Source organism: Buttiauxella sp. JUb87 (assembly GCF_004361975.1).
Taxonomy (GTDB): domain Bacteria; phylum Pseudomonadota; class Gammaproteobacteria; order Enterobacterales; family Enterobacteriaceae; genus Buttiauxella; species Buttiauxella ferragutiae.
The window spans coordinates 264,704-280,489 of the sequence record NZ_SNVY01000001.1 but is presented as its reverse complement, the minus strand read 5'-3'; the positions used below and the strand labels follow the sequence as shown (position 1 = coordinate 280,489).

Sequence of the window (15,786 nt, the reverse complement as noted above, 5' to 3'; positions counted from 1 at the left end):
CGTTATTCAGAAACAGGGATATTTGTGCAGTTTTCCGTCAAATACAGCACGATCTCCCGCCAGTCATTTTTACAACAATGCAACGAATCGCTGAAGGATCGAACGTGAAACTGGCGTGTCACTGACAGCCGCCAGTAAAGCATCGCGATCTTTGCCTTTCATCGCCACCCTTTCACTGCGGCTGGTAATGATTTTATTCATCACTGGCGCACTAAATTCCGGGTGGAATTGCACTGAGAATGCGGTTGGCGAGTAACGAACTATCTGATGCGGGTCGTGGCTGGATGCGCCCAACACCACTGCACCTTTAGGCAGCGCGAGCACGCTTTGCTCGTGGCTTAAAAAGGTATCGAACGAATTTGGCAGGCCGCTAAGAAGCGGGTCGTGCTGGGCGGCGTCATTCAACGTGACGGCTATTTGCCCCACTTCGCTGCCTTTTGGATGGTAATCCACTACACCACCCAGCGCGTAAGCCATCAACTGGTGCCCGTAACATACGCCCAGTACAGGCACCCCGGCCTGAATAATTTCCCGCAGCCACTCGGCGGTGCGCTCACTCCACTCTTCATGGTCCGTCACCATTGCCCATGAACCGGTAATCACCGCGCCGCTAAACGTGCCGACAGCGGGAAGTGCTTCCCCTTCAAACGGGCACACCACGCTAATCGGGCCAACATCCCCCAATGCCGCGTTAAACCACTTCGGCTGTTCACCTACAGCTTTGCGAATATCTAACGGCGGATGACCCATTTGAACCAGTAATAACGGCAATGTTTGCGGCATTTATGGCGCGCTCCCGAACGAGTTGCGAAGAATAATGAGTAGCACAAAACCAGGGAACGTCCCAATGACTTAAGTGCAATCGCCCGATAATTAGAGAAAAAACCCGTCTCTTCCACCGTTCACTTGCGCAAGCTTTCAGTAAAGTGGCAAGCGTGAAGATGGCTCAAACTGAGCTGAAAACAGCAGGATTGATGACGTGGCAAAAACATTATTGCGCAGCGGATGCTTAGATGACTTCCTTTCGCTAGGCGAAAACGGACAGTCAGTGTTCGACTCAGCGCTACAAATTCGCGAAACATTGCGCTTACGCAAACAGCAGGCAGTGGTCGATAGTCTGGCAATCCCGCAGCCAAACGATGAAGGTGACCGGGTTGACTGGTACGCGCCATTTGAAGGCACAGTCGTCAGTTGGGCGGCAGCGAGTGATGAACAACGCAAAATAGCCCTGCGTTACCTCGATAACTGCCAGGCCAATGTCGCCTCGTTAATTCAGCGCTGCCAGCAGGCGGAAAAAACGGCTATCCAGCTGTTTGGTTCGTTGCTGGCGAATGCGTTACAGTTTCCAGGTAGCCAGCATGTCTATCTGGTTGACGGCAAACCGGTCCTCACGTTTTGGGGCTTTGTCAGTCTCAATACTGACGCCCGTACCGATGCCATGGACTGTTTACGCATCGTTGAAGAACATGAACCGGTTATCGAGTTTCTTCCCGAACCGCCGCCTGCCGCTCCGCCTGTAGTGGTGCTTAGCGAGCCGGATGAGCCGCTCTATTCTATTGCGCCTTCTATTATTAATGCCGAACCCGTCATCGAAACGTCGCCAGTGCAACAGCCTGTTGCCCAAACTGTGCCTGATGTTTCACCGGTTAAAAAAACACGGCGCTGGTTGCTGCCCGTTGCGGCAGCGATTATTGCCAGCATCGCTGCCCCGCTCGCCTGGTTTCTGATATCGACCCCGCACGCAGAACCTTTAGCGCAAATTGCCCCAGAAGTTAAACCAAAGGTTATCGCTCCGGCGGTGATTCAGGCGCAACCCGTTGCCCACGTTTCCACATTGCCTGTTGCCCAGGCCGCCGTTATCGAACCGCCCGCGCCTGAGCCAGAGCCGGTGATTGCGCCTGCTGACATCCCTAAAGGCACGCTGATTTTACCCGCCGACGCATTAAAAGCCGGTTCCACCAAATTCCTTAACGGCAGCTGGCGCGTCGCCATCAATGTGAAAGATTCGATTACCGGCAAACCGCCGACGCTGCGTTATCAAATCGCCAAAAACAAAGGCACTGTGCGCCTGGTTCATGGCGACAACATTGTCTGTAAAGCGGAAGTCTTTTCAGGGTTGATGCAATCCGGAACATTGATGATTAAAACCCGTGGCAATGCACGTTGTAGCGATGGTTCGCGCTACCCGCTGCCGGAAATTGCCTGTAATGCTGGCGCGAATGATGTCGCGGAGTGCTCCGGGCGCTATCAAGGTGACACCGTGGTGCCTGTGACGTTTAAAAAAGTGAGTGATTAAGCCATGCTTGCCACCCTGTATCCCTACAAACCGAGCGTGACGCTCATTAAAGACAGCGGCATTCAGTTTCTGGATTTCGGCCTGGCGCCGCAGCCAAACGCCCCGCACACCGGGCGCTTTGTGCGTAAAACGGCAAATGGCCCACTGCTGCGCCTTGATTACGATGTCGTGCCTGGCAAGTTCACCCTGCCCGGCACTCAGGGAGCCGCTCCCGAAGTCGTCAAACCTGAAAGCATCATCACGCTGGGTCACTCGCTAAAACTGCTGGATAAAACCTGGCTGCCGCTGCCGTTCCTGCGTTTTAACCCGCCGCGCACCTTTGTGGGTGGCCCGGATAACTGGGCGCGGGTACAAATTCGCAGCCTTGAAACACCGGACTCAGCAGGCAACACCGTGCGTATTACCCTCGCGCTGGACACCAAAATTCTGGCTGACGACAACCCAGCCGCGCATCTGGCTCCCACGCAAAATGATGTGCGTAACGGCGCACGCTTTGCGCTGGCCTGGCAAAACGAAGAAATTAACGATTTTATTGACCAGACCTGGGTTGATGGCTGGTTACGCGAAGTGTTCACGCAATTTGTTACGCGCCACGAATCACGTAGCGATCGTGAACTCAGCCATGCGCTGAAAACCTTCGAGTACCAGGCGCACTACCTCAATATTATTGAGATGCTTGGCGCACAACTGGCGGTGCCGGAAGTGAAAATTGTCACCGCCACGCTGCAAGCGCCTGCCATTCCGGTCGATCTGGTGCTGGACGTTGGTAACACTCACACTTGCGGCGTGTTGATTGAAGACCACGGCGAAGCGAACGATGGCCTGCGCCAGACCGCCGAGCTGCAAATTCGCTCACTCAGCGAACCGCAAACCATCAATGAAGCGATGTTCACCAGCCGCCTCGAGTTCTCAGAAGCCAAATTCGGCAAACAACATTGCTCGGTAGAAAGTGGCCGCGATGACGCATTTGTCTGGCCATCGATTGCCCGCGTCGGTGATGAAGCACGCAGCATGGCATCTGCCCGTTTAGGAACCGAAGGTGCCAGTGGTATTTCCAGCCCACGCCGCTATTTGTGGGATGAAACACCGGCCAACCAGGACTGGCGCTTTAGCCAGATGGGCGTGAAAACGCAGCGCGAACCGCTGGCCACCGCTTTCCCGTTAATGAACCTGATGAACGACGACGGGCAACCGCTCTATTCATTACCGTTAGAAGATCGCCTGCCAGTGTTCTCGCCGCAATACAGCCGCAGTTCGTTGATGACCTTAATGCTGTGTGAATTACTGGCGCAGGCGCTGATGCAAATCAACAGCGTCGGCTCGCGCCAAAGCATGGGCCACCTGAATGCGCCACGGCAGTTGCGCCATCTGATCCTCACTCTGCCGTCGGCGATGCCGAAACAAGAGCGTGAAATCTTCCGCCAGCGGATGCAGGAAGCGGTTGGGCTGGTGTGGAAAGCAATGGAATGGCACCCGACCGATGACGGTTTCAGCAACGATCGTGATTTCCAGAAAAGCGTGGTTCCGGTTCCTGATGTGCAGATGGAATGGGACGAAGCCACCTGCGGGCAACTGGTGTGGTTGTATAACGAAGCGCTGGTCAACTATGCGGGGCAAAGCGGGAACTTCTTCCAAAGCCTGGCGCGCCCAGACCGCAAATTAGCCGCCGATGAGCTACCGGGTAAAACGCTGCGTGTCGCCTCAATTGATATTGGTGGCGGCACCACGGACATGGCGATCACCCAATATCATCTGGATGAAGGAGTCGGCAGCAACGTCAAAATCACGCCACGCTTACTGTTCCGTGAAGGGTTCAAAGTGGCGGGAGACGACATTCTGCTGGATGTTATCCAGCGTTGCGTATTGCCCGCACTTCAGACACAAATTCATCAGGCGGGTGTGGCAGATACCGCAGGATTAATGACTACGCTGTTTGGCGAATCCGGACGGATGGATACGCGTGGCACGCTGCGCCAACAAACGGCGCTGCAACTGTTTATCCCGCTTGGCCATGCCGTGTTGTCGTGCTGGGAAAATAGCGACCCGGATGACAGCCACGCCATGCTGGAAGCGACGTTTGGCGAACTGCTAACCCAGCGCCCAACCGATAACGTGATCAACTCTGTTCAACAGGCGGTCCAACACGCCCTGCCTGCCGATGCCCCGGCATTTGATTTGTTTAGCGTACCGCTACATGTTGAGTTGGCCCAGTTACAAGAAGCGATGCTGGCAGGCCAGTTTACGCTGACCACCCCGCTGCAAGCGTTGTGTGAAGTCATCAGCCATTACTGTTGCGATGTGTTGTTGGTCACTGGCCGACCAGGCTGCTTGCCGGGCGTGCAGGCGCTGTTACGCTACCAGCAGCCGGTGCCGGTCAACCGTATCGTCTGGCTGGATAACTATCAGACTCATGAATGGTATCCGTTTAGCCAGCAAGGCCGCATCGGCAACCCGAAATCCACCGCGGCCGTAGGGGCCATGTTGTGCAGCCTGGCGATGGATTTACGTTTGCCTGGCTTTAACTTTAAAGCGTCCGACATTCAGGCTTATTCCACAGTGCGTTACCTGGGGATGCTGGATGGCAACAACACACTGGTCGAGAAAAATGTCTGGTATCGCGATATCGATCTCGACGATCCCAAATCCACACTGGATACCCGCCTGCATTTCCCATTGCGCGATAACGCCTGCCTGGGGTTCCGCCAGCTTGACGATGCGCGCTGGCCTGCCACGCCGCTCTACACTTTGGCAATCAACTCGCCGCAACTAGCCAAAGCCATTGCCGGAGAAGGCGTATTAAACGTGCGCTTGCAACAAACGCGCGAAGCCGACGCTTTTGTGCTGGCGGAAGCCTGGTTGCAGGACGGCAGCAAAGTGCCGCTCAACCAATTAAGTTTTAAATTGAATACTCTGGCAGGAAGCTACAGCGGTGCCAGCCATTACTGGATTGACAGCGGGAGCGTGTACCAAAAATGACTTCAAAAACCTCAACGCTGCAACAATTAGTGGATTGGCTACAGCAGGCTCGTCTGTCGGTTCCGTTCATTGACAACGAAGCCGATGGGCTGCTGCATAACATAGCCGCCCTTCAGCAACGCCAGATTCAGATTGACTTGCAGGCGGAGCAGCCACTAACTTTGGGTTTATATGGCCACTCGGTAGACGGCAAACACCATCTGCTGACCACGTTATTGGGCGATAACTTCCAGCGCATTGAGATTTTGCTTGGCGGCAAAGTGCTGGATTACCTGACGCACATTAACCCTGGTCATGCCGCGAGTGTGGCGGTGCGCTTTACCCGCCGCGAATTACCGGTTGCGGAACATTACCCGCTGCTGCTGACGCTGTGTAATGCAAGCGAACTGGCTCAACGCCTGATTCGCCAGTATCACGCCACGTCAGCTGCCCGTTTTGCGCAACCTGAGGCGATCGCCGCAAGACTTCGGGAATTGCAGACTAAGCGCCTGGCGCAACCTAACCCAGCGATAACCCAGTTGCAACTGTCTGATATTGCGCAGGCTTATCATCAAGTGGTGCGTCGCCAGTATCATCTGGGCAGCGCGCTGTGGCAGCAAATGGCTGAGCTGATGCCGTGGCTGAGCAGTGCCGATCAGGCCGCGCTGCTGGCTCCGCTATGGGGCGACAACGCCACCAGCACCGCGCAGTGGCAACATCTTGCCGAGATGCTGAATCATTTGGGTTATGCCCGCCAGGTGCTGGCGCCTGCCAATTTGCTGGTGGATACCTTTTTACTTCCCGTGGAAGGTTTTCTGTTCCCGACCACACCAGACGTGGTGGAAATCAATGCCGACGTGCTGGTCTGCCCGCTGTTCAATCAGGAAATCGCTACGCAAGTGAGTCTTTCACTGCTTGATTTGCAGCAACTGTGCGCCGAAATCACGCTGACGCTTAACCATTTACCCCAGTTGCCACACGTCGATGTGGTGGATATTCCCCTGCTGCAACTCGACGATTACGCACAATATCTGCAACCCGATAAATTAGTGGTGTGCAATGCGGCATCAGAGCGCAGCGAAGTGAACGCCGCAGGTAAAATGCTGGCTCGTTGGGAAGATAAAACCCAGGCCAGCAACGCCACCACGCCAGGTTTAATTTGGGCGATTACCCCGCGAGATGCCCGTTTTAGCGGCGCAAATCTGGATGAAGGTGTGCAGCGTATTATCGGCCTGCCGGGCAAACGCTGGGGTACGCTGCAAGCGCTGGACAGCCGGAATATGCACCGTTTGCTGGGATGGTTGACGGACGCACTGGTTCCCGCGCAACGAACGCTGCGCATTGAAATGTTACAGGCCGCGCTGAACACAGAAATCAGCGCCCTGTTCGCTCATCTTCTCGACGGCGAAAACCTCACGCCGGAGCGCGCACGTTCGCAGGCAGAAGATCTGGTGCGGACACTACAGACTCGCGCTGCCAGCCATGGTGAACTGCTCGCCAGCCTGCTGCCAGAACGCCATGTGCTGCAACAAAGCTGGTTGAGTCATCAGCAATTGCGCAAACAACAACCCGCTGGTTTTAGCCTGGATATCGACCTGTTCGCCGACGAAGAGAGCCATAGCCCACAAACAGCGGGCATCGACAGCTTCGCAAGCGTGGTGCATCTGTTGTGGATTAACCATCTGCGCCAGTTGGCGGCGCGCCGGGAAATTGCCGAGCTTTGCGGGCTGGACAACACGCAGCTTCAGGCCTTGTGCCAGTTGCTGATCATCGCCAGTTATCGCCTGAAACTATCGGAACAACTCGACACGGCGTTGCGCCATGGCGATGGCAGCATGGCGCAGGAAATCACCTGTGTAAGCGCGGTGTTGGGCGATTTTGTCAGTTGGTTAGGCTACGCGCAGATTGAACCGGTATTACGCCCGGCAAGCCGCGTCAACAAAGGTTCACCCGTGTTTACCCCGCAAGCCCAGGCAACCGCCAGCACCCGCCTGGTGCGTTTGGGCGACCAACCTGCTCGCGGCAATACGCTGTATGTTTACGACTGGCTGGTGGCGCTGTACACCCGCGCGCTGGAAAACATCGGTTATCGCCATCCGCTGGATGTGAGCGAGCAACAACGACAGCAATTGCGGGAGTTATTGATTTAGTGAGTCAAAACCCCAGGTCGGATTAGCGTTAGCGACATCCGACAATCCCCCGGAAATTACAAAGTAAAAATATCTCCCGTCGCCGGAGCAATAACCTCCGGCAACCACCATCGCCCCCATGCACCGGTACAATGGCACCCCAGGACTTTGTTTATTTGTTGTTGATGGAGAAAACGTCTGACCCGCAACAATTCCCACGGTGGTGCACTGCGCAAATGGAACCCGCCAATCAGCGCATAGACCTTCCTGATGCCCGTAATATGCTGGCAATGGCGCACGATATTGATAATCCCCCGGTGCCCGCAACCGGTGATAATCACCAATCCATGCTCGGATTTATATATCAGAACGCCCTCGTCAATAACGTAATCCGCAGCCGCAGGGTTACCACTAATCATCCCGTATGCTCGGGGTTCATCAACAGGGATCTCTCCCGACCATAAGAAACGATCGCTAATCTGTACAGGCGTGCGGCTGTACTCCATGCGGTGGCGGGAGTAATCAATATCCAGCGATAATTTCTTAATTTTTCGGCTAACACCCGCCAGTTTCACTACCGCGTAGCGCTCATTGACTATCTGTGGATGGCAAATTATGCGGCTGTTATCGGGTAGCCAGGGCACACCGCCACAATGATCATAATGACCATGGGAAAGTACCGTCGCGGTTAAGCTTGTCAGATCGACACCCAACATTTCTGCGTTATGCACGAAGCTACTATCAGGGCCGATATCGAATAAAACGCTGATGGTTTCATCCGCCACCAACAAACTCAATCCTGCCTTAGCCCGCAACAATTCATCTGCGCCGTCAGCACGCCGGTTTTCCAGTAATACCCTGATCGTTAATGCCATGTTTGCTCTTGCCTGAGAGGAAATCCATTTCCTCTTAGTTTGCGGGATTATTCTGAATGGCGCAGTGACAGGCGACTCAAAGCCCGAAAGAATGCCCTTGCCCCTGCCAACCCGTGGTTTGCAAAAATTGCTCCCAGGTTAATGCGTTTGGATTAACCTGGCGACTCCATTGCACATCACGCTCTTTACTGTAGTAACCATATTCAACGGCGTAGTCAGACATCCCGACCAGCTCAGCAACTAACCCGCCCATATCAGCAAATGATGGGAAATATTGCAGCATTTCGTCACGCGTCATCGCCGGGCGATAAGCGACTTTTATCCCGGTCACACGGCTAAAGGTTTCAACAATCTCTGTTGGTGAAAGAAATTCGCCAACAACCGGTAAAGCGCAGCCTGTGTATTTATTCTGATTATCAAAAATCTCCAGCACCGCTGGGCCAGTTGCAGTTAAAGGGTCCACAAACGGGGCGTGAAAATCTTCGGGTAAATAGATGGGGAAAACTAAAGTATCGCCCTCAAAGCGCGGCTGGTAATACTCAAGCAAATTGGTATAGAAAAACGCCATCATAATAAAAGAGCTGGAAATGGGCAGCGTGCGGATATAGTCCTCAATGCGCCCCTTGTCGGTAAAGTGTGGCACCCATTTCGCCCCGTCGGTAATACGGTCGACATTTTCCAGGCTGGTGAAGACAAGATGCTGTACGCCCGCTTCCACGGCAGCATCGGCAATTTCTTTACCTAATTCCGTTTCATGTGTCGATGCGTTAACCGCTTCTGGTGTAATACCCGGTGTCATCATAAATACGCCGTGTGCGCCCTTAAAAGCCTGAATAAAATCCTGTTTATGACCTGGTTCCAGCGGCACATTGATAAACTCCACACCGAGTTTTGCCAACTCCTGTGCTTGCGGGGAATCCATGCGGCGGGTTAATGCTCGCACCTGGTAACGCTGACTTTCCAGTAGTGTGCGTACTACGCTGCGCCCTTGTTTGCTCAGTGCGCCAACTACAGTGATAACGGGTTTTTGATTCGATGACATGGTCTTTCTCCTGATGATTCATATGTGTGTGGCTTGAATTATCAGGAGATTTCAGGGATAAAAGAAATCGATTGTTTTTTATTAAGGAATCCACCCAATGGATACCACACGTCTTGATTTAAACCTGCTGCTGACGCTCGAAGCCTTGCTTGCGGAACAGAATGTAACGAAAGCAGCAGCAAGGCTTCATCTCAGCCAGCCCGCCGTGAGCGCCCAACTCAACCGCCTGCGGGATATGTTTGATGATCCACTACTGATCCCAGCAAGACGCGGAATGACGCCAACAGCCAAAGCGCTGGAATTAATTATTCCGGTACGCGAGTCTCTTGAAAAATTGCGGCAAACGCTGCAATCCCACAAAGATTTTTACCCGCAACGAGCAGAACTGACCGTTAATATCGCCTGCACCGACTACACGCAGGCGGCGATTGTGATGCCGCTGGTGCTGGCTTTGCGGCAACAAGCCCCTGGCGTGCGCATCGCGGCCTGTCACTACAATCCTGCCCAGTTTGAACAACAGCTGGCGAGCGGTGAACTTGATATCGCTATTGCCTCGCATGATGCAGCGAAATCGCATTTAAGAAGCTGCCATTTGTTTGACGAAACGTATGTGCTAATTGGCCGACGCGATCACCCTGCTCTTCAAGAAAATCTCTCTATCGAAGAGTTTGTGCAACTGGAGCATGTGATTGTTTCGCCCAGCGGTGGCAGCTTTACCACGCCCATCGATGACGCACTGGCGACATTCGGCCACAAACGTAATGTCGTGATGTCGGCGGCCACATTTTTGTTCGTGCCTCAGATTGTTTCCGTCAGCGACCTTGTCGCGCTGGTTCCGCGACGCTTATTGCAGGTGAAATCAGAACTACTCTCAGTGATTGAACTTCCGTGGCTTGCGGAACAATTTGATGTCAATTTGGTGTGGCACGAACGCAGCCACGGGCATGCCGGGCATCGCTGGGTTCGTGAGTTAATTGCTGAATTGATCTCCCACTCATAAGCCGGGTAAACCACTGGGAAAACAGCCTGAACCTGTCTACACTCGATGACACCTTAACATTTCAATAACAAAAGAGGTGTCCTATGCAACCAACATCCCCTGTGTCTATTTCTATGTTCATCAATGGATTAGCGGTTGAAGCACAAAACCAGGCCACGTTTGAACGCCGTAACCCGCTTGATGAACACGTCGCCACTATCGCACCCGCCGCCACAACCCACGATGCACGTGCCGCCGTCGAAGCCGCAAGCCTGGCGTTTGTCAGTTGGTCACAAACTGGCCCGAATCAGCGCCGCGCTTTGCTTCTGAAAGCCGCTGATGCGCTGGAAGCAAAGCAAGCCGCGTTTGTCGCCGCCATGGCGGCAGAAACCGGTGCCACAGCGCAATGGGCAGAATTTAACGTGCATTTAGGTGCCGGGATTTTGCGTGAAGCCGCCGCCCTCACGTCACAAATTAACGGCGAAGTCATCCCCTCTGATGTGCCAGGCAATTTAGCTATGGCCATCCGCCAACCCGCAGGCGTCGTGCTGGGGATCGCGCCGTGGAATGCGCCTGTCATCCTTGGTGTCCGTGCGATTGCGACTCCGCTGGCATGTGGCAACTGCGTGGTGCTAAAAGGCTCTGAAATTTCCCCGGCTACCCACGGTTTAATCATCGAAGCGCTCAGTGAAGCGGGTTTCCCTGCCGGTGTGGTTAACTTTGTGACTAACGCGCCGCAGGATGCCGCCAGCATTGTCGAGGCAATGATTGCCCATCCGGCGGTGCGCAGAGTGAATTTCACCGGTTCGACGCATGTCGGGCGGATCATTGCACAAACCTGCGCGCGCTATCTCAAACCGGTGGTGTTAGAACTGGGCGGCAAAGCACCGTTACTGGTGTTACACGACGCCGATATCGAGCTTGCGGTGAACTGTGCAGCTTTCGGCGCGTTTGCCAACTCCGGGCAAATTTGTATGTCGACCGAGCGGATCATTGTCGATGAGCGCGTTGCCGATGAATTTGTCGCGAAATTTGCGGCCAAAGCCGCCAGTTTACCGTGTAGCGACCCTCGCCTTGGCCCGACGGTTTTGGGTTCAGTTGTTGATGTGCAGACCGTTTCGCGCTGCAATGATTTAATTGATGACGCGCTGGCTAAAGGGGCCAAAATTGTGGTCGGCGGGAAAGCCAGCTCAACATTGATGCCCGCCACAGTGCTGGATTTTGTCACCCCGGAGATGCGTATTTACCACGAAGAATCCTTCGGGCCAGTTAAAGGGGTGATCCGCGCTGAAAGCGAAGAGGAAGCGGTGGCTATCGCCAATGATAATGAGCTTGGGCTTTCAGCCGCCGTGTTCAGCCGTGATACCGCGCGGGCATGGAATATTGCCTGCCGCGTTCAGAGTGGCATTTGCCATATTAATAGCCCAACGGTACACGATGAAGCGCAGATGCCCTTTGGTGGCGTCAAAGATTCAGGCTACGGGCGCTTTGGTGGGCTTGCGGGCGTCAGAGAGTTTACTGAGTTACGCTGGATAACGATGCAAATGCAGCCACGCTCACTACCGTTTTGAGTCACAAATAGTGTATGCCAGCGCCTGGCCCGCTGGCATTTATTGATTATTTCTGCCAGGATTTCACCACTCATCAACTAACTGAATATAAGGAGGATCCCATGCTGTTTTGTGAAATGTTGTTTATTTCGCAGACTTTTGGCGATCGTCATAGCTCAAGCGTTATCGATATCGCACTGCGATAATCCGGCTTGAGCGAAGCAACCCAACACTAAATCTTCCCTCGGGCTTACCGGGTTATCGTCATTCTGACGAGGCGTTTTATCGCCTGACTCTTGAGTAAGCAACAATGAGCACATTATTAACCGCACAATCTCTTAGCCTTGATACCGCTTTCGGCCCGCTGCTGGCTGACATCACTTTTACGCTGAAAAAAGGCGACCGCCTGGGCTTAATCGGCCATAACGGCTGCGGTAAAAGTACCCTTCTGAAATTACTCGATGGCACGATTTTGCCCAATTCTGGCTGCGTGACGCGTGCGCATCACTGCCTGCTGGCGCGAGTCGAACAACATTTACCGGCGGAATTGCACCCTCTTACGTTGCTTGATGCAGTAATGGCGCGTTTAAGTAATGCACAACGCCATACCGATGGCTGGCGGGTACAAGCGCTTCTCGCCAGCATGGGCTTTGATGAAACGGCGTGGCAACTCACCGCCGGAACACTGAGTGGTGGGCAACATACGCGTTTATTGCTGGCGCGGGCGTTGATCACCGAACCCGACCTGCTGCTGCTCGATGAACCGAGTAACCACCTTGATTTGCCGACCTTGCTGTGGCTGGAGCAGTTCTTGCGCAGCTGGAACGGCAGCTTTGTGCTGGTTTCCCACGATCAACATCTGTTGGATAGCGTCACCAACGGCACGTGGATCTTGCGTGACCACACGCTCAGTTTCTTCCAGTTGCCCTGTTCGGCGGCGCGCCAGGCGCTGGATGAGCGCGATAAAACCGATGCCCACCGTCACCAGGCTGAGCAAAAGGAGATCGACCGCATTGCCGCCAGTGCCAAACGCCTCGCTATTTGGGGAAAGGTTTACGATAACGAAGACCTCGCCCGCAAAGCAAAGCAAATGGAAAAGCGCGTCGACAAGTTAAAAGACAGCCAGACCGAACTGAGTGCCGCGAATTTGTGGCAACTGATACTCAAAGGTGAAGCGTTACCCGCTGACCGTTTGCTGGAGATGGAAAACCTGTCCGTCAGCCCGGCAGCCGATTGCCCGCCACTGTTCACCCTGCAAATGCAGCGCCTGAAAAGTGGTGATCGGGTGGCAATAATTGGCCGTAATGGTTGTGGCAAATCGTCGCTATTGCGCCTGCTGTGGCAGCAATATCAGCAACCGCTGAATGACGAGGCGATTCGTCTGCACCCGCGCGTTGAAATGGGCTATTACGACCAAACGCTGCACCAGTTGCGTGATGACGACACGTTGCTTGAAGCACTCGAACCGTTTGCGCCGTTAACCGAGCGCGATCGCAAAATGGCGTTGATCAGTGCCGGTTTTGCGTGGTTGCGCCACGGGCAAACGGTCAGCACGTTAAGCGGTGGCGAGCGTTCCAGGCTGTTATTTGTCGGGCTGACTCTGGCACGTTATTCGCTGCTGTTGCTTGATGAACCGACCAACCACCTGGATATGGAAGGCAAAGAGGCGCTGGCAGAAACACTGCAAAGTTACGAAGGCGGCGTGTTACTGGTGACGCATGACCGCACGTTAATCGCTAAGAGCTGTAACCGCTTCTGGCTGATTGATAATGGCGAGCTGAGCGAGTGGCACTCTTTGGAGGGGTTGTATGCGCAACTGACCAGTGAAAGCCTTGACGTGACGTTGTCACCATCCAAATCTGTTCAGCCAGTGATTAGCCATACAGAGGCCGACGGCTGGCTGGAGCGTTTAGTGGAACTGGAGGAGAAGCTTGCACAGGATTTAGCGCGCAAGCCCGGCCACCAGAAACCCGCGTTGCAACAGCAATGGCGCCACGAGATAGCCGCACTTAGCGTGCGGCTGGATATGGAGTAAGTGCAGGATGACGCGAAGCTTATCCGACCTACAAGCGGCATGGGTAGTTAGCGTCATCCACGGGTTCACAAACTAAAAGGTCGCCCAATTATCGTCATCAGTCACCACGCTGGTGCGCGATATTGGCGCGGCTTTTTTTGGTTTTTCTGCCTTCGCTGTCACCCCATTTGGCTGATGGCTTAAACGGAAAATCCCCACCGCCGCGGTTAACCGCGCCGCTTGTTCTTCCAGCGACACCGCCGCTGCCGATGCTTCTTCAACCAACGAAGCATTTTGTTGCGTGACGTTATCCATTTCGTTGATCGCCAGACCCACTTGCTGGATGCCACGGCTTTGTTCGTCAGACGCCGCGGCGATCTCCTGCATGATATCGGTGACACGACGCACTGCGCTGACAATTCCGGTCATGGTTTCTCCGGCATGTGCGACCTGATTTGAACCGCTATCAATCAACGACACTGATTCACTGATCAACCCTTCAATTTCTTTGGCTGCTTGTGCACTGCGTTGGGCCAGCGTGCGTACTTCGGTTGCGACCACCGCAAAACCGCGCCCTTGTTCACCGGCACGCGCCGCCTCTACCGCCGCATTGAGCGCCAAAATATTGGTCTGGAATGCAATGCTGTTGATCACCGCCGTTATCTCGGAAATTTTCTTCGAACTGGTAGAGATGTTGTTCATGGTGCTGACCACACCCGAGACAATGCGCCCGCCATCGCTGGCTTTGTGCGACGCTTCTTCAGCCAGTTTGGTGGCGTGATGGGCGTTATCCGCGTTCTGTTTCACGGTCGCCGTTAACTGCTCCATGCTAGCCGCAGTCTCTTCCAGAGCCGCCACTTGCTGTTCAGTACGGGCCGATAAATCAGTGTTTCCGGCAGAAATCTCACTGGTACCTTGATAAATCGCCTCCGCTCCAGAACGCACCTCACCGACAGTTTTCACCAGTGAGGCCTGCATTTCCTGTAGGTTCTGATTGAGCTTGCCGATTTCACTGCGACCATAGGCGGCCGACGCCAGGGTTAAATCCCCCTGAGAGATATGTTCGATGCGCGTTGCCGCCTGTTGCAGCGGTTGGACAACCACACGACGCAGCACCACGAAAGTGAAAACGGTCATGAAGATAGCCAGCGCAAATGCTCCTGCCATCAGCATCACACTAAAATGAGAACGGGCCTGAGCTTGTTCTTTAAGCGCCATCGCGCGTTCGGTACGGATTTTCGCCGCTTGCATCAGGACCTTGTTGTAGTCGGCATCAAGCTGACGGGCTTGGTCATTTTCATGGTTGATAATGGCTTCAAACATGCCGTTTTTGGCGTATTTCATCATCGGTGCCATGCCTTTGCTCAGGTACTCGTTGAAGCGGTCGCGCAGTTGGCTATCCAGCGCAGCACCTTCCTCAACTTTGTCAGCACGCGCCATATAAATATCAAAACTCGCCTGCGCCTGTTTAATCAACCTGTCGGCCTCAGCAATATTAGACTTCATATCGTCCATGTCAGCCACGCGCCCTGCCGCTCCCGCGTGAATGAAATTTAAACGTGCACTGCGTAAATCAGTGGAGCTATCAGACAGACCGATGCGCACCTGAATTTCGTTAGTCACGTCTTGCAGTGCTTTGTCACTCTGCACTAAAAAGTAACTCGCCAGCCCAACGCACAACGCGAACAGAACTAAGATGCCAACCAATATGGAAGTAAATAACGGCACCAGACGAATGTGATGCCAGAAACGAACGGCCCCTTGCGGGGAGATTTTTGTTTTTGCCATGTCCTGGGTGTCTCTTCTGGTTAATGGTTGTTGTTCCAGGAAGTTCATCGGCCAGCAGAGACAAAAGGTTGAATATCGCGTTGTTGTTTTGTGCTGTGGTTAACACTTTAATGACGAAAAGCTAACCAGATCACAGTATTTTTCAGCAATAAGTGTGC

The 15,786-nt window shown here is 54.0% G+C and carries 10 protein-coding genes; 6 read left to right on the top strand and 4 right to left on the bottom strand.

All coding sequences use genetic code 11. The annotated features are described in order from the left end of the window. Positions 1-69 precede the first annotated feature (69 nt). A complete protein-coding gene (locus tag EC843_RS01200; protein ID WP_133521446.1) occupies positions 70-783 on the bottom strand; it encodes a glutamine amidotransferase in 714 nt (237 codons plus the stop codon). Between the two features lie 196 nt (positions 784-979). Here EC843_RS01200 and EC843_RS01195 point away from each other — a divergent pair, with 196 nt between their 5' ends. Genes EC843_RS01195 through EC843_RS01185 form a run of 3 tightly spaced genes read left to right on the top strand, consistent with a single transcriptional unit; the run spans position 980 to position 7,401 of the window. Continuing rightward, positions 980-2,296 (top strand): SrfA family protein, encoded by a 1,317-nt coding sequence (locus EC843_RS01195; protein WP_133521445.1) that lies wholly within the window; start codon positions 980-982, stop codon positions 2,294-2,296. 3 nt (positions 2,297-2,299) lie between these two features. Continuing rightward, positions 2,300-5,272 carry a virulence factor SrfB gene (locus EC843_RS01190; protein ID WP_133521444.1) on the top strand — a complete coding sequence of 991 codons (2,973 nt, stop codon included), beginning with the start codon at positions 2,300-2,302 and terminating at the stop codon, positions 5,270-5,272. Then, entirely contained in the window at positions 5,269-7,401 is a 2,133-nt protein-coding gene (locus tag EC843_RS01185) for a virulence factor SrfC family protein (RefSeq protein ID WP_133521443.1), read from the top strand. Before EC843_RS01190 ends, EC843_RS01185 begins: the two co-directional genes overlap by 4 nt. Before the next feature lie 56 nt (positions 7,402-7,457). On the opposite strand, the gene EC843_RS01180 is transcribed toward EC843_RS01185, so the two are convergent. Then, a complete protein-coding gene (locus EC843_RS01180; RefSeq protein ID WP_133521442.1) occupies positions 7,458-8,255 on the bottom strand; it encodes an MBL fold metallo-hydrolase in 798 nt (265 codons plus the stop codon). A gap of 76 nt (positions 8,256-8,331) precedes the next feature. Next, complete coding sequence (locus tag EC843_RS01175; RefSeq protein ID WP_133521441.1) at positions 8,332-9,297, bottom strand: NmrA/HSCARG family protein; 966 nt, start codon at positions 9,295-9,297, stop codon at positions 8,332-8,334. Positions 9,298-9,394: 97 nt separating this feature from the next. On the opposite strand from EC843_RS01175, the gene EC843_RS01170 reads away from it, so the two are divergent. From EC843_RS01170 to EC843_RS01160, 3 genes are all read left to right on the top strand, one after another. After that, positions 9,395-10,297 (top strand): LysR family transcriptional regulator, encoded by a 903-nt coding sequence (locus EC843_RS01170; protein WP_133521440.1) that lies wholly within the window; start codon positions 9,395-9,397, stop codon positions 10,295-10,297. Positions 10,298-10,380: 83 nt separating this feature from the next. Further along, positions 10,381-11,847 carry an aldehyde dehydrogenase gene (locus EC843_RS01165; RefSeq protein WP_133521439.1) on the top strand — a complete coding sequence of 489 codons (1,467 nt, stop codon included), beginning with the start codon at positions 10,381-10,383 and terminating at the stop codon, positions 11,845-11,847. Positions 11,848-12,136: 289 nt separating this feature from the next. Next, positions 12,137-13,861, top strand: coding sequence for an ABC-F family ATP-binding cassette domain-containing protein (locus EC843_RS01160; protein ID WP_121813435.1), 1,725 nt, complete (start codon positions 12,137-12,139; stop codon positions 13,859-13,861). Positions 13,862-13,933: 72 nt separating this feature from the next. On the opposite strand, the gene EC843_RS01155 is transcribed toward EC843_RS01160, so the two are convergent. After that, entirely contained in the window at positions 13,934-15,628 is a 1,695-nt protein-coding gene (locus EC843_RS01155; RefSeq protein ID WP_133521438.1) for a methyl-accepting chemotaxis protein, read from the bottom strand. Positions 15,629-15,786 lie beyond the last annotated feature (158 nt).